This is a genomic window from Pseudomonas sp. B37(2017) (assembly GCF_002112885.1).
Taxonomy (GTDB): Bacteria; Pseudomonadota; Gammaproteobacteria; order Pseudomonadales; family Pseudomonadaceae; genus Aquipseudomonas; species Aquipseudomonas paraglycinae.
Map to the genome: position 1 here is coordinate 807,595 of NZ_NEIX01000001.1, position 24,785 is coordinate 832,379.

Annotated in this window: 16 protein-coding genes; 2 read left to right on the plus strand and 14 right to left on the minus strand. The window is 61.2% G+C overall.

Annotated elements, in window-relative coordinates; genetic code table 11:
• Window positions 1-96 precede the first annotated feature (96 nt).
• The 12 genes from CAF90_RS03700 to CAF90_RS03755 all read right to left on the minus strand — a co-directional run bounded on the left by CAF90_RS03700 (window position 97) and on the right by CAF90_RS03755 (window position 18,996).
• Window positions 97-1,785, minus strand: coding sequence for a polyurethanase (locus tag CAF90_RS03700; protein WP_085603737.1), 1,689 nt, complete (start codon window positions 1,783-1,785; stop codon window positions 97-99).
• Between the two features lie 57 nt (window positions 1,786-1,842).
• The gene (locus tag CAF90_RS03705) at window positions 1,843-4,929 is read right to left on the minus strand and encodes an autotransporter serine protease (RefSeq protein ID WP_085603740.1); all 3,087 of its coding nucleotides are present in this window, start codon (window positions 4,927-4,929) and stop codon (window positions 1,843-1,845) included.
• A gap of 186 nt (window positions 4,930-5,115) precedes the next feature.
• Complete coding sequence (locus CAF90_RS03710) at window positions 5,116-8,067, minus strand: autotransporter serine protease (RefSeq protein ID WP_085603743.1); 2,952 nt, start codon at window positions 8,065-8,067, stop codon at window positions 5,116-5,118.
• Window positions 8,068-8,123: 56 nt separating this feature from the next.
• Window positions 8,124-9,491 carry a TolC family outer membrane protein gene (locus tag CAF90_RS03715; protein ID WP_085603746.1) on the minus strand — a complete coding sequence of 456 codons (1,368 nt, stop codon included), beginning with the start codon at window positions 9,489-9,491 and terminating at the stop codon, window positions 8,124-8,126.
• A 2-nt stretch (window positions 9,492-9,493) separates the two neighbouring features.
• The gene (locus CAF90_RS03720) at window positions 9,494-10,843 is read right to left on the minus strand and encodes an HlyD family type I secretion periplasmic adaptor subunit (protein WP_085603749.1); all 1,350 of its coding nucleotides are present in this window, start codon (window positions 10,841-10,843) and stop codon (window positions 9,494-9,496) included.
• Window positions 10,840-12,627 carry a type I secretion system permease/ATPase gene (locus tag CAF90_RS03725; RefSeq protein WP_085603752.1) on the minus strand — a complete coding sequence of 596 codons (1,788 nt, stop codon included), beginning with the start codon at window positions 12,625-12,627 and terminating at the stop codon, window positions 10,840-10,842. Before CAF90_RS03725 ends, CAF90_RS03720 begins: the two co-directional genes overlap by 4 nt.
• 204 nt (window positions 12,628-12,831) lie before the next feature.
• A complete protein-coding gene (locus tag CAF90_RS03730) occupies window positions 12,832-13,260 on the minus strand; it encodes an AprI/Inh family metalloprotease inhibitor (RefSeq protein ID WP_007954588.1) in 429 nt (142 codons plus the stop codon).
• A 93-nt stretch (window positions 13,261-13,353) separates the two neighbouring features.
• Window positions 13,354-14,820: a serralysin family metalloprotease gene (locus CAF90_RS03735; RefSeq protein WP_007954582.1), complete on the minus strand. Its 1,467-nt coding sequence runs from the start codon at window positions 14,818-14,820 to the stop codon at window positions 13,354-13,356.
• 386 nt (window positions 14,821-15,206) lie between these two features.
• A complete protein-coding gene (locus tag CAF90_RS03740; protein WP_085603755.1) occupies window positions 15,207-16,292 on the minus strand; it encodes a polyamine ABC transporter substrate-binding protein in 1,086 nt (361 codons plus the stop codon).
• 56 nt (window positions 16,293-16,348) lie between these two features.
• The gene (locus tag CAF90_RS03745) at window positions 16,349-16,693 is read right to left on the minus strand and encodes a cupin domain-containing protein (RefSeq protein ID WP_011334089.1); all 345 of its coding nucleotides are present in this window, start codon (window positions 16,691-16,693) and stop codon (window positions 16,349-16,351) included.
• A gap of 29 nt (window positions 16,694-16,722) precedes the next feature.
• Window positions 16,723-18,129, minus strand: a complete 1,407-nt coding sequence (locus CAF90_RS03750; RefSeq protein WP_085603757.1) for an FAD-binding oxidoreductase — start codon at window positions 18,127-18,129, stop codon at window positions 16,723-16,725.
• A 51-nt stretch (window positions 18,130-18,180) separates the two neighbouring features.
• On the minus strand, window positions 18,181-18,996 hold the full coding sequence (locus CAF90_RS03755) for an AraC family transcriptional regulator (protein WP_085603761.1): 816 nt from the start codon (window positions 18,994-18,996) through the stop codon (window positions 18,181-18,183).
• Between the two features lie 263 nt (window positions 18,997-19,259).
• Between CAF90_RS03755 and CAF90_RS03760 the strand changes: the two genes are divergently transcribed.
• Window positions 19,260-19,532 carry a DUF1652 domain-containing protein gene (locus CAF90_RS03760; RefSeq protein ID WP_011334086.1) on the plus strand — a complete coding sequence of 91 codons (273 nt, stop codon included), beginning with the start codon at window positions 19,260-19,262 and terminating at the stop codon, window positions 19,530-19,532.
• A gap of 58 nt (window positions 19,533-19,590) precedes the next feature.
• On the opposite strand, the gene CAF90_RS03765 is transcribed toward CAF90_RS03760, so the two are convergent.
• On the minus strand, window positions 19,591-22,065 hold the full coding sequence (locus tag CAF90_RS03765) for a UvrD-helicase domain-containing protein (protein WP_085603764.1): 2,475 nt from the start codon (window positions 22,063-22,065) through the stop codon (window positions 19,591-19,593).
• Between the two features lie 278 nt (window positions 22,066-22,343).
• On the opposite strand from CAF90_RS03765, the gene CAF90_RS03770 reads away from it, so the two are divergent.
• Window positions 22,344-23,039, plus strand: coding sequence for a pirin family protein (locus tag CAF90_RS03770; RefSeq protein WP_085603767.1), 696 nt, complete (start codon window positions 22,344-22,346; stop codon window positions 23,037-23,039).
• Between the two features lie 61 nt (window positions 23,040-23,100).
• Here the strand turns inward: CAF90_RS03770 and pgm are convergent, their stop codons facing one another.
• Complete coding sequence (gene pgm / locus CAF90_RS03775; protein ID WP_085603770.1) at window positions 23,101-24,747, minus strand: phosphoglucomutase (alpha-D-glucose-1,6-bisphosphate-dependent); 1,647 nt, start codon at window positions 24,745-24,747, stop codon at window positions 23,101-23,103.
• Window positions 24,748-24,785: the final 38 nt, after the last annotated feature.

Genomic DNA, 24,785 nt, shown 5'->3' on the forward strand with positions numbered 1-24,785 from the left:
GTTGCCTCTCTCTTTGTTGGAATTGTTCAGAGATAGCTCACAACCAGAACGCCCCTCCCGAGGCGCCCCGGAGCATTTCAGTACAACTTTCGTTTGTCAGGCGAAGACGAAACTCGAATCCGACAGGTTAGCCACACCCACCCCGATCAGCGTCACGGCAAAGTCGCCAATCTTCAGCACGGTATCGCTTCCGGACTGCGACGCGTGTTGCTTGTAGTCGTAGCCCTGCCCTGCGCCTTCGACGCCCATGAACACCAGTTTGTCGCTGCCCTGGTAGCCATTGATCGCGTCGAAGCCGAAGGCGCCGCTGAACAGGAAGGTGTTGTTGCCACCCACCGCGCTCATCACGTCGTTGCCGGCGCCGCCGACGAAGGTCACGTGGGCCTTGTCGCTTTGCAGGTGGTCGTTGCCGCCCAGGCCGAACAGCCAGTCGCCGTCAGCGGTGGCTTTGAGGGTGTCGCCCATGGCGCCGCCGCTGAGCGAATGGTTGTACTGGGTCAGTTCGGCACCGTTGGCCAGGCCTTTGGCGGTGACGGTCCAGGTGATTTCCTTGCTGCCCCACCACGAACCCGACTCCTTGCTCACCAGCGCGCCGATGTCCCGGGTCATGCTGATGCCGCCGTAGGCGTCACGCACGTAAAGCGTGCCGTCGCCGTCGTTGGCGAAGCTGAAGTTCTGCAACGGCTTTTGCAGCTCGAAGGTGTTGTGGCCCTGGCCACCGAGCAGGATGTTGAAGCCGCCGTCGTCACGGAAACGGTCATCGCCGCCCAGGCCTTCGAGGAAGTCGTTGCCCGCCCCGCCCTTGAGCCAGTCACCGCTGTCGGTGCCGATGATGAACGTGCTGCCGGTGTGCGGCTCGCCGCTGCGGCCCAGATCCTCGACCCAGGTCTTGCCCCGCGACGCTTCCTCAAGGTTGGAGACGATGATCGTCGAATCCTTGTGCGTCAGGCCGTAGAACTTCGACGCGATCACCCGGTTCAGTCCGTCGGCATACCCCAGCGAGCTGTGGGCCGACCAGTTCAGCGGATTGGCGATGCTGAATGGCACCAGGTTCTGCGCGGTGGACGCGTAGTTGTCGTTGAAGTTGACGATGTTGTCGGTGGTCGAGTCGTGCGGCTTGTCGTGCTTGCCCATCGACGCGGTACTGAACGTGGTGCCGTCGAGCACGCGGAACACCGGGTCGTTCTCGTAGCCGATGTTCAGCACGTTGGTGCCGGTGCTGCTCTGGGTCGGCGAGGCGAACGAAATGTAGTTGGCGTCCTTGAAGAACCCGCCCCAGTTGCTCGCGCTCAACTCCGCCACGCTGTTGACCCCGAGGCCGCCGAGGCTGTGGCCGCTGATCATTACGTCCTTGGCCGCGATGCCGTGGGCGATGGCGAAAGCCGCCACCGATTTGAGCAGGTTGTCGAAAGCATTTTTCGCGTACTGGGTGGCGTAATCCGTCGGGCCGATGGCGGCCAGCAGATTGTTTTTCATGTCGCCGAAGGTGTCGCTGTAACCCAGCCCGCCGGTGCCCCGGAAGGCCACGCCGATGCCGATCAGCTTGCCTGCGGCGTCGTACTTGCCGAGCACTTCGGCTTCGGCGCTGGTGAAACCGTCCTTCTCGCCGAAGAACGTGCCCTGCGCCCCGACCTTGCCCTGATAGCCCAGCGCGGTGGCGCCGATCGGCTTCCAGCCAGTGCCGGGCAAAGCCTGCCCGGTCGGCGTATAGGCATACAGCGTCAGGGCGATGGCGTCGCTGTACAGCGCTTTGCCGTCGGCATTTTTGTAATCGAACAATCCCATGTTGTGCTCTCTCTTCCTTTCAAAAACGGCAGTTCTCGAAAGAACTGCCGCTACCTCTTAGAACTGCCAGTCCAGCGTCAGGCCCACACCGTGGTCCTTTTCGTTGGAGCCGATCAGCCCGTTATAGTCCAGGTTGACCCGGACATCGCGATTGAGCGCCAGCCCGGCGCGCACGCCGACTACCGCTGCATCTCGATCCATCGACACACTTTGCACGGTGAACGCACTGTTGCCATTGACGAAGGCCAAGTGACTGTCGGAATCCACGCTGCTCAGATTGTGCTGCCAGCCCAGGCTTGCGCCCAGTTCCAGCTGGTGTTTCTCCGACAGGGCAAACGTGCGTTTGGCCCGCACACCGAGGGTCGACAACACCACATCGCGGTTGTCTTCACCGCCCTTCAGTGCGGCGGCATCACCCTTCTCGGTGAAGCTGTCGCTGTTGAGGTGCACGTAGGCCAGATTGGCGAACGGCTCCAGGTTCATCGGTTGCAGGCCCAGGTCGTAGGCCGCTTCGGTGAACAGTTGCGCGGTAGTCGCATCGCGCTTGGTTTTCTGTTTGCCGCTGACGCCGCCGAACTGCAGGTCGCGTTTGACGTCGATGCGATGCCAGCTGTAAGCCGCACCGGCGGTCAGACGCAGTGCATCGATCTGATGCCCCAGGTACGCGCCCAGGTGATAGCTATCGACCGAGGCGGACGAATGTGTACCCTCGCCCATGCTCAACGAGCTGTCGCTATAACCAGTAACGAAACCCAGACGGGTATCTTCAGCGATCAAACCGTCGACACCGGCCAGCAGGCCGCCGATGGAGCTGGTGGAATCGGCGTATTTCGACCCGCCATCGCTCTTGCCCCAAGCGCCCAGCACTTTGAGCCAGGCGTTGCTGCGGTCATCGGTCGGCGCGCCGGCATCGAACAGGTCACGCTCGCGCAGACGTTCGCCCACGGCATCGCGCAGGTAGCGGCTGTCGTTGATCAGCAGCGTGCCGATGGCCGGGTGAATCTCGCCGGACAGTTGCTGGAAGGCATCCTGCGCAGCGGCCGCCGACGGCGACAGCAACAGGGTTTCGAACAACGCATTGCCGGCGCCGAGGCGTTCGGCGGCAGCGCCGACTGCGCGCTGGTTCGGGGTCAGGCCGATGCTGGCGAACGAGGCGCCGTTACGACCGACGTCCAGTTGCACACCGCTTGCCGAGTACGCCAGGGTACCGCCGAGGAACGCGTAGTCGGGCAACACTTGTCCGAACTGCCCTTCAATGCCACCCGCTGCCTGCAAGATGTTGAACTGGGTGCCGAGCAGGCTTTTCACTTCGCCGGTGGTCAACAGCGTCGGGCTGTTTTCCAGCGACATGGTTACGGTTGCGCCTTCTATCACCGCTTTGCCACCGGCGACGATCCGGTCGCTGCTGGTCGGCGACACTTCCACCGCATAGGTCGAACCTGGCGCGAAGGTCACGTCACCGGCCACGTTCAAGGTGCCGATGGAATTGCCCGGCGCCACGGTGCCGCCACTGTTGGCGGTCAGCGCACCGATCCGGCCGTTACCGCCGAGGATGCCGCCGTCATTGACCGTCACCGCCGATTGCAGCGAGCCATTGATTGCCAGTCGCCCCTGATTGACCAGAGTCGGGCCGCTGTAGGTGTTGTTGCCGGTCAGCACCAGGGTGCCAATGCCTTGTTTGGTCAGACCGCCATGGCCGGAGATGTCGTTGCGCCAGGTGTCGAGCCCGCAGGTGATGTCGTTGCACACGCGCTCGGTGGGTTTGCCCGCATCGATAATCGCGCCGATGCCCGGCAGATCGGCCACGAACTGGCCGGAACCGTAGGCGCCCTGGATGCGGAATTCTTCGGGGATGTCCTGCTCGGTGACGAACATGGCCGGGCCGTCGATGCCCTTGCGCAGGTTGATCATGCCCCAGCCATACAGGGCGTCGATGCCCGGTGCGCCGAGGTCGGTGGCCGTGGTGCGCAACACGCTGGCGACCTGATCGCCGGACATGTACGGGAAGCGCTCCATCAGCACCGCGATGGAACCGGCCACGTGGGGCGCGGCCATCGAGGTGCCGTTGTAGTTCTTGTAGCCGGTGGTCAGGTTGTCGGCGTTGGTGCCTTCGATGATCGAGCTGTAGATCTGCGTGCCCGGTGCCGAGACGCAGAAACTGGCGGTGTAGCCGCAGCGCGAAGAGAACGCACTCATGATGTACGGGTTGGCGCTGGCCTGATCCGGGTTTCTCTGCAATGCGGCGACGGTGATCCAGTTCGGCGCGATGTCCGGCACGAAGTAACCGAGGCCGGCGATGGCGTCCGGGTTGTTCAGGTTGTAGTCGTTGCCCGCCGCGAAAATCGTCACGATCCCGCTGCGCGCGGCGGCGATTGCGCCGTCATAGGCGCCGCCGGGTTTGGTGCCCAGCAGTGTGCGGATTTCGTTGAACTGCAATTGCGCGTCGTTGACGGTGAAGTGCGGGTACGCAGGGTCACGGCCGCCGAGGTCAAAACGGTCGGTGATGCCGATGCCCCAGCTGTTGTTGATGATCCGCGCGCCGCTGGCAATCAGCGCATCCCAGCCGGCCTTGTACACCGCGCCGTCGTTGCCGCGCACGATGCCGTCTTCCGGGCCCGGGTCGCCATTGTCGGCACTGATGATCTGCGCGCCGAACGCCACACCGTGCATCGGCCCGCCGTCTCGGCTGCCGGCGGCGATACCGCCAACGTGGGTGCCGTGGGCGCCGAGCTTGCCGTCGGAGCCGACCGAAGGCGAACCGTCATAACGAAACGCGTCCCCGGCTTTGACCGGGATGTACGGGTCGGTGTATTCGCGGATCCCCGAGGTGACCAGGGTGATGACCTTGTTGGTCCCGGAGAACTCCGGGTGCGCGGCGTAGACCGGCTGGTCGAAGATCCCCAGTTTCACGCCTTTGCCTGTATAGCCGGCGGCGTAGGCGTAATCCGCGCCGATGGCGCCCAGGCCCCAGTCGGCCTTGAACTCGGCACTGCGCCAACTGCCCGGATCCCCTGCCCGACCGCTTTCCACGTAGGGCGCGGCGTGTGCGCTGCCCCAGGTGGTCATCGCGCAGAGCAAGGCGACGTTGAGAGTTTTCAGGCGAAAGCATCCACCCGATTGCGCGGGGGTGTTGTTGTTTTTCATCCAGCGACCTTCCTTAGTGATGTTGCGAAAAATCCGTCTATTGAATTGATCGTTCCCACGCCTTCCCCGTTGATCGTTCCCACGCTCTGCGTGGGAATGCCTCTAGGGACGCTCCGCGTCCAGTGACGCGGAGCGTCACGGGCTGCATTCCCACGCGGGAGCGTGGGAACGATCAGTTGCGATCAATCAAAACTGCCAGTTCAGGCTCAGGCCCACGCCGTGTTGCTTCTCGCGGCTGGCCAGTTGTCCGGTGTAATCGAGGTTCACCCGCACGTCGCGGGTCAGTGCCAGGCTGGCCTGCACGCCGACCAGCGCGGCGTCGCGCACCAGTGGCGAGCTTTCGACCGTGTACGGCGCACTGCCGCTGGCGAAACGCAAATGCTGTTCGGATTCGATGTCGGTCAGGCTGTGCTGCCAGCCCAGATGCCCGCTCACTTGCAGCTTCTGCGCGGACGGCAGGTCAAAGGTCTTGATCGCCCGCACACCGAGGGTGCTCAACACCGCGTCGCGCTGGTCGTCGCCGCTTTTCAGCGCGGCCGCGTCGCCCTTCTCGGTGAAGCCGTCGGTGTCGAGGTGGACGTAGGCCAAGTTGGCGAACGGCTCCAGGGCCAGCGGTTGCAGGTTCAGTCGATAAGCCGCTTCGCCGAATACCTGGGTGGTGGCGGCATCGACCTTGGCTTTCTGCTTGGCGCTGACGTTGCCGTACTGCAAGTCGCGTTTCACATCGGCGCGATGCCAGCTGTAAGCGGCGCCGGTACTCAGGCGCCAGGCGCCGATGTCGTGACCGGTGTAGGCGCCGAGGTGATAGCTGTCGACCTTGGCCGAGGAATGCGTGCTTGAACCCATGCTCAGCGAACTGTCGCTGTAACCGGTGACCAGACCGATGCGGGTCTGCTCGTCCAGCGCTCCGTCGACACCGGCCAGCAGCCCACCAATGGAGGTGCTGTAACCGGCGGTGTCGTGGCGCGAATCGGTGCTGCCCCAGGCGCCGAGGGCCTTGATCCAGCCGTTGCTTTGCGTGGCTTGCGCATCGTGCAGGCGTAAACCGATGGCGTCGCGCAGTTGCCGGCTGTCGTTGATCAGCACCGAACCGAGGGCCGGGTAGATTTCGCCGCTCAACTGTTGAAAGGCTTGTTGTGCATCACTGGCGGTGGCCGACAACAGCAGGCTTTCGTACACGGAATTGCCCGCGCCCAGTCCTTCGACGGCAGTGGCCACGGAGCGCTGATTCGGTGTCTGGCCGACGCTGGCGAACGAAGTCGCGTTGCGCTCGACATTCAAGCCGATGCCGTTACCGCTGTAGGCCAGGCTGCCACCGATGAACAGATAATCCGGCAGCACCGCACCGAACCGACCCTGAATGCCACCCGCCGCTTGCAGAATGTCGTACTGCCGGCCGAGCAGGCTTCTGGCCTCGGTGGTGCTGAGCAGCGTCGGGCTGTTTTCCAGCGACAGGCTCACGGTGGCGCCGTTGATGGACGCAGTGCCGCCGGCAACGATGCGGTCGCTGCTGGTGGGAGACAACTCCACGGCGTAGGTCGAACCCGGCGCGAAGGTCACGTCACCGGCGACGTTCAACGTACCGATCGAATTGCCCGGAGCCACGCGGCCGCCGCTGTTGGCGGTCAACGCGCCGATTCGTCCGGAGCCGCCGAGGGTACCGCCGTCATTGACGGTCACGGCCGAGGTCAGCGATCCGTTCACCGTCAGCAGACCGCCATTGACCGTGGTCGGCCCGCGATAAGTGTTTTCACCGGTCAGAATCAGTCGACCGTCGCCGGCCTTGATCAGACTGCCTTGATAAACCCGAGCGGAAGCTGCTGCGTCACGGGCCATGCCCACGGCGTAATCGGTCTGGTCCTGTTGGCTGGCGCCGGCCGGCACGCCGTTCTGCCAGCCTTTGCTTTGCAGGGTTTGCTGCCAGGCGCTGTGTTCGGCGAGGTCTTCGCTCTGGCGCTGGATCAGCGCTTTATCGCTGATGTTATTGCTCCAGACATCGCTTTGCCCGGCCGCCAGATTCGCGTCGAAAGCACCAAGCAATTGCCCCGGCCCGCGCATCGCCCGGTACAGGTTGGCCACGCCCCAGCCGACTCGCTCGGTCGGTGCGTCGGTCACAGAACCGTCGAGTTGGGTGGCGGTGGTCAGCAGTACTTCGAGCGCCTGCTGATTATTCATGTACGGGTAGCGTTCCATCACCAGCGCCAGTGCGCCGGTGGCGTGCGGCGCGGCCATCGAGGTGCCGGACTTGATCGCATAACCGCCGTCGGGAATGGTGCTGTCGATCTTCGCCCCCGGCGTGGTGATGCACCAGTATTTGGCGATGCCGCACTGGTTATACTTCTGCTGATTGCTTTGATCGAGTCCCGAAACCGCCAGCCAGTGGCCTTCCAGATCCGGCTGAAAGTACGGCAGCGCCGAACGCACGCTGGCATTCGGGTAGCCGCTGTTGCCGGCGCTGAACACGTTGATCACGCCACGACGGGAAACGTCCGCCGCTGCGTCGAGCCAGGTGCCTTTGTTCCAGTGCTGGGCGTAAGCGGCGTGCAGATCCGCGAGGGTTCGATAGCTGACATCCGGCGGCTGGCTGCCCCAACTGTTGTTGATCGCCCGCACACCGGCGTCGGCCAGGGCGTCGTACACCGCTTTGAAGTAGCGCGGATCAGGGTTTGGTCCGAACAGGAAACTGTCGTTCTTGTTGGTGTTGCCAACGTAGATCTGCGCGTTGTACGCCACGCCATGCATGCCGGTGCCATCACGGGACGCGCCCATGGTGCCGACCACGTGGGTGCCGTGGGAATCGTTGTTCGGATTGAGGGTGCCGTTGACATTGAACAGCGTGCCGTTGATGTAACTGCCGCTGGCCAGTACCGGGTGATAACGCTCGCTGGCGAACTCGGGATGGGCGGCGTCGAAACCGGAGTCCAGCGCGCCGATCTTCACGCCCTTGCCGGTGATGCCGGCGGCGTAGGCCTGATCGGCCTGCATTCGGCCCAGGCCCCAGTCACGCAGGAATTCGGCGCTGCGCCAACTGGCGGGATCGCCGGGTTTGCCGGCTTCGAGGTACTGGGCCTGAGCCTGGGTTGCAGAAATCACAAGCAGCAGGGTGCCGACCGAAACCGGCTTGATGCGTACGTCCATGTTCACCACTCTTTTTGTTGTTTTGGGTCGAAGCTTTTTGCGATGAAGCTACGGTGTTATTGCGTCCGTGGGCCCTGTCCGAAGGCCTCGTCCACTCGCGCCAGATCCTGTTCGCTCAAGGTGCCCGCGTAGTAATGCAATTTGGTCCAGGCCATGAGGTAGTCATAGCGTGCCTGAGCCAAATCACGGCGGGTGGTAAATAGTTGTTGTTCGGCGTTCAGTGCGTCGAGGTTGGTTCGCTCCCCACCGAGAATGCTTTGCTTGGTCGACACCACCAGCGCTTCGGCCGAGGCCAGGGCCTTTTGATAGGCGCGCAGCTTGTTGACTCCGGACAGGCAGGCGCTGAACTGGCGACGCAATTCGATCAGCGTCTCGCGGGTCTTGCCGTCCAGCTCATATTCGGCCTGTTCCATGGTGCGGCTGGCCTGACGGGTCGAGGCTGACACCCCGCCGCCGGCATACAGCGGCACGCTGACTTCGAAACCGATGGTGTTGGTTTCGTAACGCTGGTTGTAGGTGTTGCCGCTTTCCGATTCGTTCTGGCGCATCGTGGCGTAAGCGCTGACTTTCGGCAGGTGCCCGGCGCGATTGCGCTCGACTTCATAACGCGCCACTTCCACCGCCTGACGCTGGGACGCGAGGTTCGGGTTGTTGCTGACCGCCAGCTCGTGCCAGGTGTCGTAATTGGCCGGCATCAAGGCGAATGTCTGGAAGTTCTGATCCAGCGGTGCCAGATCACTGATGTCCATCGCCGACACGCCTACCAATGCGCCCAACTCCCGTAGCGCGGCGTCCTGCTCGTCGCGGGCCTCGATTTCCTCGGCGGTCGCCAGTTCGTAACGCGACTCGGCTTCGAGGATGTCGGTGCGAGTGCCCTCGCCCTGCTTGAACATGTGCTCGTTCTGCTGGAACTGCTGTTCGTAGGCCTTCTTCTTGGCCTGCGCAATGTCGATCTGATCCTGGGCAAACAAGGCCTTGGTGTAGTTATCCAGTACGCGAACCAGCAGTTCCTGGCTCTTGCCGCGAAAGTTTTCGTCGGCAAACAGCGACTGGGCTACGCCCTTGCGATACGCCGCGTAGGCTTCGTAATCGAGCAACGGTTGTTGCAGGGTCAGGCTCGAGCCGTAGCTGCTGTAGTTACGCTCGTCAGTGTTGTTGCGGGCGCGGGAGTCGAGTGAAGTGGCTTTCGACGAGTTGCGACCCTTGTTGTAGTTGTAACCCAGTTTCGGCAACAGGCCTGCGCGGCCGATGGCGCGGTTTTCAAGGCCGGCGTCGCGCTCCTTGATCGCACCGAGGAACACCGGGTCATTGCGCAACGCCTGTTCGTAGATCTCGAACGGCCCCATGGCCGCCACTGCACTGTTGCCCGCGAGCAGCGCGAACGCTGCCGCCAGCATGGAAAGCTTATTCATACAGCGGAACATCCTTATTCTTCGGTCAACGCGGAACCGGCGCGGTCGAGCAGCGGCTTGAACAGGTAGTTGAGGAGTGAACGTTCGCCAGTGCGCACGAACATTTCCGCCGGCATGCCGGGTTTGATCACCAGACCGTTGAGTTTTTCCATGGCCTGATCGCTGACGCTGCTGCGCAACACGTAGTACGGCACGCCGGTTTTCTCGTCGACCATCTGGTCGGCGGAAATCAGGCTGACTTCGCCAGGCACCCGCGGGGTCTTGCTCTGGTTGAACGCGGTGAACAGGATGTCGACCGGCAGGTGGGTGCCGACCTTGTCGATCAGGTTGATCGGCAGGTGACCTTCAACTTCCAGGCGCGTGCCTTGCGGGACGATTTCCAGCAGGGTTTCGCCCTGACGCACCACTGCGCCTTCGGTGTGCACGCCGAGGTTGACCGCCACGCCATCGGCGGTGGCGAGGATTTCGCTGTGTTGCAGGTCGAAACCGGCGGAAGTCAGTTGCTCGGACAGCGTAACGCTTTTCAGTTGCGCGTCGGCCAGCTGGGTGCGGACTTCCTTCTGGTATTCCTCACCGTGCTGTTGCAGTTTCAGCCGGGATTCAAGGATGCCCTGCTCGACCCGGCCACTTTCGCCGGTGTTCTCGGCCAGTTGCTGCTGAACCTGCGACAACTGACGCTGGTATTCCATCAAGCGGTTGCGCGGGATGTAGCCGTTGTCGGCCAGCGGTTGCAGGTTGCTCAACTGTTGTTGCAGCGAGTCGGCTTGCGCGTTCAGGTCAGTACGGGCGCGGCGCATGCCTGCCAGTTGCGCGGTGGCGCCTTCGATGCTGGCGCGCAGCGCGGCCTGCTCGCGGGAGAACGCTTCGCGGCGGCTGCTGAACAATTGCCGCTGGCCTTCCAGTACCAGCGCCAGGCGCGGATCGGCGTTGTCGCTCAGTTCTGCCGGGAAGGTCACTTGCTTGAGGTTGTCACGCTCGGCCTGCCAGCGCGCCAGGCTGGCCCAGGCCATGCGGTATTGCGCCTGCAGCGATTGCACGTCGGCGGCGACCTGGGTCTGGTCGAGGCGGAACAGCGGCTGGCCCTGTTTCACGATTTCGCCTTCGCGCACCAGAATCCGGCTGACCACGCCGCTGCTCATCGACTGTACGGCTTTGCGCTTGCCCGATACCACCACGGTGCCTTGTACCGGAATGCCTTGATCCAGCGGCGCCAATGCCGCCCAGGTGAAGAAACTGCCGGCACCGACCAGCGCCAGAATCCAGCCCATGCGGGCGAAGAACTTCGCATCGCGCTCCGGGCGTTCGGTGATGTACGCGTGTTCCATGGTTGCTTCGTTTTGCGTGTTCATGCTCGCGCTGCTCATACACCCGAATTCCTTGTCGTCGGCTGATACTGTCGGCTCATGCTGAGCCCGGCCGGTGCTTGCGCAGGTTTTTCATTTTGTTGTGACGGGTTGCCGGGCTGGTTGGCGGACAGTGCCTTGAGCACATCGTGGCTCGGGCCGAACGCTTGCAGGCGACCGTCGTTGAGCACCAGCAGCTTGTCGGCCTGGGCCAGTACCGAAGAGCGGTGGGTCACCAGCACCACGGTGGTGCCCTGGGCCTTGAGCTGCACGATCGCGCTGGACAACGCGGCTTCGCCGACGGTGTCGAGGTTGGAGTTCGGCTCGTCCAGCACCACCAGGCTCGGGTTGCCGTACAACGCACGGGCCAGTGCCACGCGCTGTTTCTGGCCGCCGGACAAACCGCTGCCGTCCTCGCCCAGTTGGGTGTCGTAGCCTTGCGGCATGCGCAGGATCAGTTCGTGCACGCCGGCCTGTTGCGCGGCGGCCACGACCTTTTGCGGATCGGCCTCGCTGAAGCGAGCGATGTTCTCGGCGATGCTGCCGCTGAACAGCTCGATGTCCTGAGGCAGATAGCCGATGTACGGGCCAAGCTGATCGCGGTTCCAGCGGTGAATGTCGGCGCCGTCCAGACGCACCGTGCCGCCCAAGGCCGGCCATACACCGACCAACACTCGCGCCAGAGTCGATTTGCCGGAGCCGGAGGCACCCAGCACGCCGAGCACTTCACCGGCCGCCAGGTTGAAGTTGACCATATGCAGGGTCGCAGCACGTTGACCCGGAGGGCCGGCGCTGACTTGTTCAAAGGTGATCTGGCCTTTCGGCGCCGGCAGCGCCATGGCGTCATCGCTCGGCGGGAAGGCTTGCAGCAGCGCATCGAGGCGGCGGTACGCCAGCTTCGCGCCGCTCCACTGCTTCCACACGGCAATCAACTGGTCGATCGGGCTCAGCACCCTGCCCATCAGGATGGAGCCGGCGATCATCATCCCGGCGGTCATATCGCCCTTGATCACCAACAGTGCGCCAAGGCCCAGCACCAGCGATTGCAGGCACAGGCGCAGGGTCTTGCTCAGCGAGCTGATCACCGCGCCGGTGTCGCTGGCCTGATTTTGCAGACCGAGAAAGCGCGAATGCACCTGGAACCAACGTTTGCGCAAGGCGCCGAGCATGCCCATGGCTTGAATGGTTTCGGCGTTGTGCAGGTGGCTGGTGGCCAACTGGCTGGATTTCTGCGAGAAGCCGGCGGCTTCGCCCAGCGGCTTTTTGGTCATGTATTCGTTCAGGCACGCCAGCGCGATCAGCAGCAGCGCACCCGCCGTGGCGAGCACGCCGAGCCAGACGTTGAACAGGTAAATCACGAACAGATAAACCGGGAACCAAGGCGCATCGAAGAACGCGAACAGCGCAGGCCCGGTGACGAACTGGCGAATGTGGGTCAGGTCGCCCAGGGACTGCCCGGCGTTGCCCTCGCCCTTGAACAGGTTGCGCTCGAACGCCGCCTGATAGACCCGCAGATTGAAACGGCGCTCGAGCTGGCTGCCGATGCGGATCACGATAAAGCTGCGCACCACTTCCAGCAGACCAATGAAGGCGAAGAAACCGACGACCATCAGCGACAGCATCGCCAGGGTAGTTTCGTTCTGCGAAGACAGCACCCGGTCATAGACCTGAAGCATATATATGGAGGGCACCAGCATCAGCACGTTAATCAGTGCGGTAAAGCATCCGACGCTGATCAGAATGCTTTTATAGTCACCCAATGCCTTGAATAAGGGAGCGGTGGCTGGGGCCTTCGCCATCTTCATTGATTATTCCTGAAATGGTATTTCCCGCCCTGCTTGGCGAGACTTCAATTAATTGTCCGCATTGAGTGCGGGACATACACCGCCAGTACTTGCTTACACTTCAATAACAACTTTGCCGATTAACACCGGCCTGCGTGTTATTGCGCTATGGCTTATAACTGTAACGGGGTGCTTTATATTTAAACCGTCAGTCGGTTTCGGTCATCAAGGTTGCTGTACAGCACGCTTGAGTGTAATCACCAGGCCCGACTTCAAAGTGCTCAGATAAAGCCCATCACGTTGTCGGCTGAAAAACTGGATTCTTGAGCCTTCCTTGCCGGTGATCGACAGACCGTCCGGATCGGGGAACCAGCCGATGGCGCTGTCTTGCAGCCACGCGCTCAGGCAATCGGCACCGTTGCCCAGCGTCTGGTTGGCTTCAAGGTCGATCAGGCAAGTGTTCGATGGTTTGTCCTGCAAAGCCTGGGCCTCTGGAGCGTCGTTGCGGTCGCTCAGGGTCGCTTGCCACTGCCCGGCAAATACCGATGGGTCTTCGAGTCTCAGGCTGCTTGCCATGGTTGTTTCTCCAGAAATCATCATCAGCATCGGCAACAGATACGCCGCCGCTTTGCGGGTAAAAGCGAATTGGTTCATAGGAAATTTCACTCCGGCGCGTAGCCTTGCTTACCGGTCACGGCGATGCAAGTGAAGAAAGCGGCGCATGACGCGCCGCTTTCCCGTGTTACATCACGCCACGATGTCGCTGGTGGCTGCCTGGCCAACGGTGCTGACCTGGAAATCAGCCACGCCGTGACCGGAGAAGTCCACCGACAGCAGGCTGTTGCCGCCCGAGGACGTCAGAACCGCATCACCCGCCGCGCCGGTGAAGGCGCTGACGAAGTGCAGGCCTGCGCCCTTGGTGATACCGGTCAGGTCGATTTTGTCCAGACCGCTGACGAAATCGAGGATCTGATCGATCGCACCCGGCTTGGAGTCGGAGCTGGCCGCGAACACAAAGGTGTCCGAACCCGCGCCGCCCCACAGCTTGTCGGCACCGCCGGCTCCCCAGATGATGTCGTTGCCGGCACCGCCCTTGAGCTCATTGGCCGCGCTGTTGCCGATCAGCAGGTCGTTGCCCGAACCGCCGATCGCGTTCTCGATGGTGACGCCCTTGGCGATGGACACGTTGCCCACCAGGCCGCCAACGTCGGAGAACGAGGCTTCATTGAGGTTGATCTTCTGGTTCTGGGTGAAACCCGAGAAGTCGAAGGTGTCCTTGCCGCCCGCATCCCACACCGAGAACACCAGCTTGTCGGCCGACGACGAGGCGCTGAGGAAATCGCGACCGGCGTTGGAGTTGAAGCCGTAGGTGGTGTCACCGGTACGGGTGGTCATGTTGGCGCCGTAGAGTTTCTGGATCGCTGCGATGTCATCCATCAGCGGGCCGGAGGAATAGGCTTCCACGCCGCCCTTGCTGAAGTTCTGGCTGGTGTTGCTTTCGCTCCAGTAGCTCATGACGCTGTAGCCGCGGGTGTCTTGCCCGTAGGTCGCGTCGTTGTAGGTCGGGTTGCCGTTGCCGGCGTTGTAGTCGCCCGGGTGCGCCAGGCCAAGGGTGTGGCCGATTTCGTGGGTCAGGGTCTGACGACCGTAGTTGTTCAGGTCCGGGGTCTTGTTCTGCGTGTAACCGCTGTTGATCAAGTACCACGAAGTGCCGTCGTAACCCGGACCGGTACCCGGCAGGTAGGCGAACGCTGCTGCGCCGTCCACACCACCGCTGTAGTTGGCGAACGTCATGTGGCCATCACCGCCCGAGGCTTTCTCGGTGAAGGTGACATTGGCCACGTCGGCCCAGGATTGCATGGCGAGCACGGCCTGGGCTTTCTGTTGAGCACTGAACTGACTGAACCCGGTGATCCCGTGCTTGTTCATCGTGCTGGACGATACCGAAGTCAGGAACGTGTAGGTGAGTTCGATCTTGCCGCTGCCATCCTTGTCCTGGTAGGCAGCGCCGTCGCGCAGCAACTGGGTTGCGGCCTGGTCGACGGAAAAGGAGGGTTTGCCATTGACCGTGAGGTTGCCGCCACGATCGTACTGATGGCTGAAGCTATTGATCTGGTTATACGCCGTACTGGTCGCTGCCAGAGGTTGCGGCGCCGCGCCCAGCTGGAAAGCCTGTTCGGCGGTATCAACAGCATTAGCTTTTACTTTCGACATAAACACACTTCCTTGTTTAGCAATGGAACAGTTTTTGTCCGATAGCGACAACCTCTGGCGAGATTGTCCTATCACTCGCCCAATGAAGGCGTAAGAAACCTGACACAATTTGAAATCTAACGTCTAGCGTTTTTTTGAGATCAAATTGAACTGTTCCGGAAAACTCCCGTAAACAAAGCGCGTGCCGCCGAAAGAAGTTTGTAAGTGTGGTGAATTGGCCTAATTGTCTGACGATTTCTTATTTAAATATTAAATATCGGTAAGTTGTATTTTGTTAGCAGCGTCTCACTTTGCTGCACTTTATCAGTGCAATGCCAGTGGTTTGATATCAAGTTGATTCAACAGTACATATCAGGCGAGGGCTGTACTGCCCTCGCCTGTTTTCTTCAGCTGCCAGTCCGAATCTTGTTCCACACCCGCGTGCGGATCCGGTCGATGTTCAGCGGCATCGCTTCCAGTGCGAACAGCTTGCCCATCATTTCCGGGCTCGGATAAACCTTGGTGTCGTTCTTGATCGCCGGATCGATCAGGCCGTCGGCCTGTTCGTTGCCGTTGGCGTAGTGCACGTAGTTGCTGATGCCGGCCATCACGTCGGGCTGCAGCAGGTAGTTCATGAACGCGTAGCCGGCCTTCTCGTCCGGTGCGTCGGCGGGCATGGCGACCATGTCGAACCAGATGGCGGCGCCTTCCTTGGGAATCTCGTAGCCGATTTCGATGCCGTTCTTCGCTTCTTTGGCGCGGTTTTCCGCTTGCAGGATGTCGCCGGAGAAACCGACCGCCACGCAGATGTCGCCGTTGGCCAGATCGCTGGTGTATTTCGAGGAATGGAAGTAGCTGACATATGGCCGCACTTTCATCAGCAGCGCTTCAGCCTTCTTGTAGTCCTCGGGGTTCTTGCTGTGATGCGGCAAACCCAGGTAGTTGAGCGCCGCCGGCAGCAGTTCCGGGCCGTTGTCGAGGATGGCTACGCCGCATTTCTGCAGTTTTTCCATGTATTCGGGTTTGAAGATCAGATCCCAGGAGTCCACTGGCGCATTGTCACCCAGCACGGCCTTGACCTTGGCGATGTTGTAGCCGATGCCGGTGCTGCCCCACAGGTACGGAAAGCCGTGTTCGTTGCCCGGATCGTTGGTCTGCAAGGCTTTGAGCAACACCGGGTTGAGGTTCTTCCAGTTCGGCAACTGGCTCTTGTCGAGTTTCTTCAGCGCCCCGCCCTCGATCTGCCGCGCCATGAAGTGGTTGGACGGAAACACCACGTCGTAACCGGATTTGCCGGTCATCAACTTGCCGTCGAGGGTTTCGTTGCTGTCGTAGACGTCATAGGTGACGCCAATGCCGCTGGCCTTTTCGAAGTTCTTGGCGGTGTCCGGCGCGATGTAGTCGGACCAGTTGTAAACCTTGACCGTATCCGCCGCCTGAGCGAGGGAAACGGCGAGCATCAAGGGTGCGAGCGCGAGGGTCTTTCGGATCATGGATCGATTCCTGTATTGGCTATTGTTGTTGGCAGGCAATCAAAAGGATCAAAACGTCAGAAAATCAGGACATAGGTCTTGCGCACGGTTTCTTCGATGTCCCAGATCCCGAGCGTGTTGGCCGGCAACATCAGTGCGTCGCCACCTTGTATGTGCAGGGTTTCGCCGCCGTCGTCCGGTGTGAACGTGCAGCGACCGGAAATGAAATGGCAGAACTCTTGAGCAGTGATCTGCCGGCGCCAGCGACCGGGGGTGCATTCCCAGACGCCGGTTTCGACGCCGTCGTCGCGCTCGACGCTGGTGGTCGAGGCAATCGCCACCGGCGTGCCGAGCGGCACGGCCACCGGGTTGGACTCATCCAGTTGCAACGTGGCGGTGTTCTTGAATTGGGTGATGCTCATGGCGTTACCTGTCTCGTAGTAAACAACGTTTAGTGCATGAAACCTTCCATGAACCCGGCCACCTGGCTGGCAAGCTTGCGCCGCCAGGGCGCGGTCGCCGGGTTGGCCAGGGTCTGGTCTTCGTGGACGAAGCTTTTGATGATCGCGTTGTAGCCAAGCCAGCGGCACGGTTCCGGCTCCCAGGCCCGCAGCGCGTGGATCCCGCCGTCGGGCAGCACCCACGGCTGATGCGTCAGCTCGGTGTCGCGCTCGAGAATCAGATCCGCAAGCGTCCGCCCGCCCAGGTTGGAAGCGCCGACACCCTCCCCGCCATAGCCGCCGGACAGCGCGATGCCGTTGGCCCGGTCGCAGAGCATGTGCGGTTTGAAATGCCGGGACATGCCGAGGTTGCCGCCCCAGGCGTGGGTGATCTGGACGTTTTTCAGCTGCGGGAACAGCTCACCGAACAGGTAGCGGCGCAGCTCGACTTCATCGCGGGTCAGGTCGAAGTTGTGGCGCAGCTTGCCGGCGAACTGATAACCGCCACGGGCGCCGAAGATCAGCCGGTTGTCGGCGCTGCGCTGGCCGTAAGTGACCTGACGACTGAATTCGCTGAAAGCCTGCCCCCGACTGAGGCCGATTGCGTCCCAGGTCGCGGCGGACAACGGCTCGGTGGCGACGATCAGGCTCTGCACCGGTAATTGATAACGGCCCAACGGTGGCAGCGTGACGGAATAGCCTTCGATGGCCGGGACAATCCAGCGGCTGCGTACGCTGGCGTTGTCGGTCCGCAAACTGCCGGCCTGCCAATGGGTCACCGGGCTGTTTTCGTAGATCTTCACCCCCATGCTTTCGACGGTTCGCGCCAGGCCGCGCACCAGTTTCGCCGGGTGAATGGTCGCCACATGTGGCGCAAAGATGCCGCCGTAAGGTTTGGCGATGCGCAGCTGCTGCGCCAGTTGTTCTGGGCTTAGCCAGCGGTAATCGTCGTCGGTCAGCCCCTGAGCGTGGAGTTTCTTCAGGTAGTCGCGAAGACTGACTTCCTGTTCGGGATAGCGCGCGGCGCAGTACAGCACCCCGCCTTTGCGGTAATCGCAGTCGATGCCTTCGCGTTCGAGGACGACTTCTACTTCATCAGGAATGCCGTGCAACAGGTCGAACGAAGCGCGGCGTTGTTGTGGCGACAGACCGGCCAGCAGGCGATCCTCGCCCAGCAGATTGCCCATCAACCAGCCGCCGTTGCGACCTGACGCGCCGAATCCGGCAGTTTGCGCTTCGATGATGGCGATGTTCAGGCTCGGCGCCTGTTGTTTCAGGTAGTACGCAGTCCACAGCCCCGTGTAACCGGCGCCGATGATCGCCACGTCGACGTCCAGATCCTGCGCAAGCGACGGGCGCGCGGTCAGCGGCTCGTCGAGTTGATCCATCCACAAACTGATAGTGCGCCACGCCGGCATGCAAGACTCCGCCAATCCAGGTTTCGATGGCGTCGATCCTAGAGGCAGAACTCAGGGATTGTCTTGCGCGCGTGTCCGCAAAGAAATTTGCTTGGCGTAGGCCTTGGGTGACTGGCCGGTGTGCTGGCGAAAGCAGCTATAGAAAGCCGACAGCGAATTGAAACCGGCAGCGAAGGCCAGTTCATCGATGCGCAACGGCGGCGTGGCGTTGTTCAGCGACTGCAATAGATGTTGCAGACGCGCCTGATTGACGTAACGGTAAAAGCTTTGCCCCAGCACCTGATTCAGCAAATAGGAAATCTGGTTGCGGCTGTACCCGCACTCCTTCGCCACCCGTTGCAGGTCGAGTTCGGGGTCGAGATAGGGCTGCTGACGCTGAAAATACTGCTGCAAGTCATCGGCCATGAAACTCAGCTGACGCGGCGACAGCCCCAGTCGACTCACCGCCGGGCGCTGGCTAGTTGCCGTCGTGCTGTCGGCCTGTTCGCGCACCAGCGAGGCATATTCGTTGACCCGCCAGATCTGTCCATCCTTGACCGTGATCGCTTCGCTGGAACGAAACGACACCAGCCCGCTGCCGCCACGCAACGTCACTTCGTACTGAATGAAGGCGGTGTTGCCGTCGATGCGGATGCGGTCGCAGTGCTCCAGTGCTTCGTCGGACTCGCGCGGCATGCTGACCCGGACGTACTCGCGCAACTCGTCGAGGCCGAGCACGCGGTTCTGGAAGAAATCGTTGTACTGGATGTCCGGGTGGTACAGCGCCATCACGCCATCCAGGTCCCGGTGTTTCCAGCACAGGTGATAGCGCATGACCGTTTCGGCCGTAGCCCGAGTCTGTTCCGGGCCGTCATCATCGGCGTGCATAAGGGACTCTTGGGAAAAGAACCGAGCTTGCCCAACTTCTGGCCCTGCATCAACAACCCGTCGTAATGGCACTTTGGCGACGATTGGGGTGGACCGTGACTTACATCAAAAAAATCCGCGCAATCGCTAAATGAACTGAAAATTCTCACAGGAATTTCACATCCAGATGCTACTTTTAAAGGCAATCACCGGTTGGGCCAATGAAGGCTCTTCCCACCTACCATGAGCAAACGGAAGCGCTCGATGAAGAAGGCGGGCAACACATGAATAAAGGGTCAAGCAAGGTCACGTTCCCCAATGCCTGCCAGCTGATGCGCTGGCATTTTCATCCCATGGGTTTCGAGGCGACCATGGATGCGCCGGGCAGTCTGGTCGCGCGCCTGTTCGATCGGGCCAGCGGCGAAACCCTGATCGCGATCGCCGGCATTCCCTGTGCCACGGTGATGAACGCGGCGGATGTGGAACGAATAATCGAAGCCGTCGAGGACGAACTGGAGGCTTTCATTCCTCCGGAATCTCTCAAGAGTTACGCATAACTAGCTGATTTAAAATAAAAAAGCCCGCTTTGTGCGGGCTTTTTCATAGGCGTTGGATTCAGGCCGTTTTCTTTTCCGGACGATGATCGACGAAGAACGGTTTGCCTTTGGTGACCCGGTCCGAAGCCCTAGGCATGTTGACTGCCTGAGTGTCTTGCGGCTCGACGTACCAGTAGCAATGACTGACCGCGCGAGTGATTCCGACGTAGGCCAGGCGCAGGATTTCGTCTTTCTGCGCGCTGTCATACGGCTCGCTGTCACCGGCCTTGCCCAGTCCGGCCATGCGATACACCTGATTCTTGTACGGTGAACTGGTCAGGTGCTGGCAATCGCCCAGCAGAAAAACCGCGTCGGCCTGCAGGCCTTTGGCGCTGTGATAGGTCAGTTGTTTCAGTCGACGGGACTCGTACGGCAAGCTCGAATCTACATTAACTACAGACTGAATATGCTGCTCTATCAATAACTTATCGCTGCTTTTTCGATAGAGCATCAAGATTGAGTCGCCCTTTCGATAGTGTTCTGCCAGGCGCTCGCCGAGCGCCTGATCGTCGCGCTCCAGCACGTTGACTGGCTGCAACGGCCTCTCCTCGCCGCTGGCCTTGGCCTTCTTGCCCGGGATCGCCGGTGCTGCACGAACGATGTGCTCCGCCGCGTCGATGATGTGCTGATGGCTGCGATAGTTGTCGCTGAGCATCACCCGGGTCGTGCTCGGCGACGGGAATTCCTTGTTGAACTCCATGAAGTAGCTCGGCGAACTGCCGCGCCAGCCGTAGATCGATTGCCAGTCATCGCCTACGCAAAGCAGCGATGATCTCTGCGCGCCTCGTCCGACATGCATGGCCGGGCCGCGACTGCGGATTTCCGAGAGGCTGGCGCGAATCCACGAGACGATCTGCGGCGAAACGTCCTGAAACTCATCGATCATCAGGTGCGACATCGGCCGCAGCAACTCATCGCTGAGCAGCTTGAAGTTTTCCGGCGAATGCTCGCTGAACAGCGCGAACATTCGGTTGTAGGTCATGACCGGCGGCTTCTGATCCAGCAAATGGTCTTCCAGCGCCCGCCAGAACAGGCTTAAGGCTTCGAAGAAAAACCGGTCCGGATCGTCCTTGGCGAAACTCATGCGGCCAACGGCGTCCGGCACGTCCAGGCCCAAGTTCTCGATGAAGCCTGCGGCGGCGACAAAACAGTCGAGCAATGGCGCCGATGCGAGCTCGCCCTTGACCTTGTGGTCGAAGCCGGGGCCGGCGCTGACATCACCCGCCAGCGTGGCCAATAAACGTTTTGATGACTCGTAGCTATCCAGCCAAATCAATGGTTTACGACAGAAAGCTTGAAACAGAGTGCGCTTGACTGCCCACTCTGCACGCACCGTCAGCTTGGCATTGGGACGGCAGACCTGCGGGTTTTCCCGAGGATCGAAACCCAATACCACCCAGGCGTCCAGGCTCGGAATGTAGCCGTGGCAATGGAACGACGCGCCGTTGATTTCGAATGTCTGACGGCTGGGCTCGATACCCTTGATCGGCCAGGCGCCTGTGCGGAGCCACAGGTCCTCGATCATGTCGCACAGCTCTTCATCGCGCCGGGCCGCCAGCTCTGTTACAGCGACGCGCTTTTGCACGTCCGGGTGATCGCGTTCCAGCTCCTTGAGCTGCAAGGCGTGCCGGGACAGCGGCTGGATCAGTTGCGCAAAGCGCGGGTCTTCTTTGTAAAGACGGTGGTAGCAGGCGTTGAGCTGCTGGCGTTGCGCGTCGTTGATGCGCAGATCGAACGGATTGCTGTCGACGTCCTCGTCCCCACCCTGCGCGCGGTGGCTGAGGTTTTCGAATGCCTGCAAGCGTTCGAACCCCGGCAGACTGCGAACCATCGGCAAGATCCGCGAGTGGAAGGTGCGCACCAGATCCCGCGCGTCCTTCTGACTCAGTGCCCGGCCCCACAACGCGAACAGTTCGATCAGCTTGTTGATGAAGTCCTTGCGTGATTCCCGGGTGAAGGTCACCACGGTCATCGAATCGAGCTCGAAGCCCAGATAGTGAGTCAGCAGCAGGATCCGCAGCACCAGCGTGGTCGACTTGCCGGCTCCGGCGCCGGCAATCACCGAGGTTGACGGGGTATCGCTGAAAATCATCTTCCATTGCGCAACGCTTGGCTGGGCGTGCGCAGGCAGCAGGCGTGCGACGTCGGCTTTCATGCGTTTCTTCAAGTCTGCGCTGAGTGGCAGGCGCCAGTCGTCGAACAGGTGATTGTCGATACCCGGTGGCCGGTGTTCGGTATTACGGCTGTCGCGGATCAACAAGACCTGGCGGCCCTCTTCCAGCCCGTCAGCCTTGCCTTCCTTGTACCCGTAATCCACGCCGGCGGTATGCCCGCTGCGAAAGCCGTCGGCCTGACCGTGCAGCCACGAAGCCCGGTGCTGGGCGCGCAGTTGCGTCAGACCATGGCCAAGGAAACGCGCCGCCAGGCGTTTGAACCAGGGCATCTCGGCCAGGGGACGAAGTTCGGGGGGAAGATCGGGGGTGTGTTGCGCCACGCTGACGGACTCCGGATGTGAGGCTGTTGAGGGCTATGGTGTCTGCATTTGCTTTTTTGTTCTAGCGAAATGCTTACAGGTCATTGGTTTAGGCGATGAATTGAAGGTCGGATGAGACGATTTCGAGCTTTTTTAACATCAATCGATTCGATGGGAATGCCGCACTTTTTACGCTTTTTCTCGATGGTTGACTGATAGATGATGCCTGCCATCAATCACCGGTCTCGCTTCGTGGCTCAGGCATCACGCCCCATGACGAACCTTTTGAGGAGACGATCATGCTTGAACTCAGACCTTTCAGCTCGCTGGGCGGTGCCCATCACGGCTGGTTGGATGCCCATCACCATTTTTCGTTCGCCGAGTACTACGATCCGCAACGCATGAGCTGGGGCAACCTGCGCGTGTGGAACGACGACATCATTGCCGCTGGCACGGGCTTCCCTACTCACCCGCACCGCGACATGGAAATCATCACGTACGTGCGTGAAGGTGCGATCAGCCACCAGGACAACCTGGGCAACAAGGGCCGCACCGAGGCTGGCGACGTGCAGGTCATGAGCGCCGGCACCGGAATCGCCCACAGCGAATACAACCTGGAAGCCACGGACACCAAGATCTTCCAGATCTGGATTCTGCCGACCGAAACCGGCGCACCACCGTCCTGGGGCGCCAAACCGTTCCCGAAAGGCGACCGCGAAGGTTTCGTGACCCTCGCCAGCGGCAAAGACGGTGACGATCAAAGCCTGCGCATCCGCGCCAACGCGCGTTTGGTGGCGGCCAATATCAAGGCCGGGGAAACCGCTGAATACCGCCTCGACGCCGGACGTCGTGCCTATCTGGTTCCGGCGACGGGTGTCATTGAAGTCAATGGTTTGCGCGCACAAGCTCGCGACGGTGTGGCGGTGGCTGATGAACAGGTGTTGACCGTCACGGCGCTGGAAGACAGCGAGATCGTGTTGGTGGATCTGGCCTGACGGGCGAATTGCGGGCACAAAAAAGGGCGACCTCAGGGTCGCCCTTTTCCGTCGTCTGGATTTATTTGGTGCTGATCGCACCGTCTACCAGGGTTTGCGCTTCGGCCACCAGTTGCTTGAGGTGGTCGTCGCCGATGAAGCTTTCGGCGTAGATCTTGTAGATGTCTTCGGTGCCCGACGGACGTGCAGCGAACCAGCCGTTTTCGGTCATCACTTTCAGACCGCCGATGGCCTGATCGTTGCCTGGAGCCTTGCTGAGAATGCTCTGGATCTTCTCGCCCGCCAGTTCGGTCGAGGTGACCTGCTCCGGCGACAGCTTGCTCAGCAGCGCTTTCTGCTCAGGATTGGCCTTGGCGTCGACACGCACCGAGAACGGCTCGCCCAGCTCCTCGGTCAGCGCACGGTAGGCCTGGCTTGGGTCGCGGCCGGTGCGGGCGGTCATTTCGGCAGCCAACAGGGCTGGAATCAGACCGTCCTTGTCAGTGCTCCAGACACCGCCGTCCTTGCGCAGGAACGAGGCACCGGCGCTTTCTTCGCCGCCAAAACCCAGCGAGCCGTCGAACAGACCATCGGCGAACCATTTGAAGCCGACCGGCACTTCGTACAGACGACGGCCCAGACGCTTGGCCACACGATCGATCAGACCGCTGCTGACCACGGTTTTACCCACGGCTGCGTCGGCACGCCATTGCGGACGGTTCTGGAACAGGTAGTCGATCGATACCGCCAGGTAGTTGTTCGGTGCCAGCAGGCCACCGGACGGTGTGACGATGCCGTGACGGTCGTGATCCGGGTCGCAGGCGAACGCCACGTCAAAGCGCTCTTTCAGACCGATCAGGCCTTGCATGGCATGGCTGGACGATGGGTCCATGCGGATCTGCCCGTCCCAGTCGACGGTCATGAAGCGGAACGTCGAGTCGACTTCCTTGTTCACCACGTCCAGGTCAAGACGATAGTGCTCGGCAATCGCCGACCAGTAGCGCACCCCTGCTCCGCCCAGCGGATCGACACCCAGGCGCAGTTTGGCGCCGCGAATGGCATCGAAGTCGATGACGTTGATCAGGTCGGCCACGTAAGTGTTGACGTAGTCGTGACGGTGGGTAGTTTCGGCCTTGAGCGCCTGCTCGTAGCTGATGCGTTTGACGCCGGCCAGTTTGTTGGCCAGCAGTTCGTTGGCCTTGGCTTCGATCCACTTGGTGATGTGAGTGTCGGCCGGGCCGCCGTTGGTTGGGTTGTACTTGTAGCCGCCGCTTTGTGGCGGGTTGTGCGACGGGGTGATGACGATGCCGTCGGCAAGCCCCGTGGTGCGACCACGGTTGTAGCAAAGAATGGCGTGAGAAACCGCTGGGGTCGGCGTGTATTCATCGCCTTCGGCGATCATTACGGTCACGCCGTTGGCCGCCAGTACTTCCAAAGCACTGGCCCCGGCCGGGGTCGACAGCGCATGGGTGTCGATACCGACGAACAGTGGGCCGGTGATGCCCTGGGCCTCGCGATACAGACAGATCGCCTGGCTGATGGCCAGAACGTGCCACTCGTTGAAACTCAAATCAAAGGAACTGCCCCGGTGCCCGGAGGTGCCGAACGCCACGCGCTGGGTGGAAACCGAGGCGTCGGGTTGACCGGTGTAATACGCCGTAACCAGTCGCGGGATGTCGACCAACAATTCTGCCGGTGCCGGTTTGCCCGCAAAAGGACTGAGTGTCATGCAAAACCTCTGAAATAGAGTGGTTCAGGAAATTACAC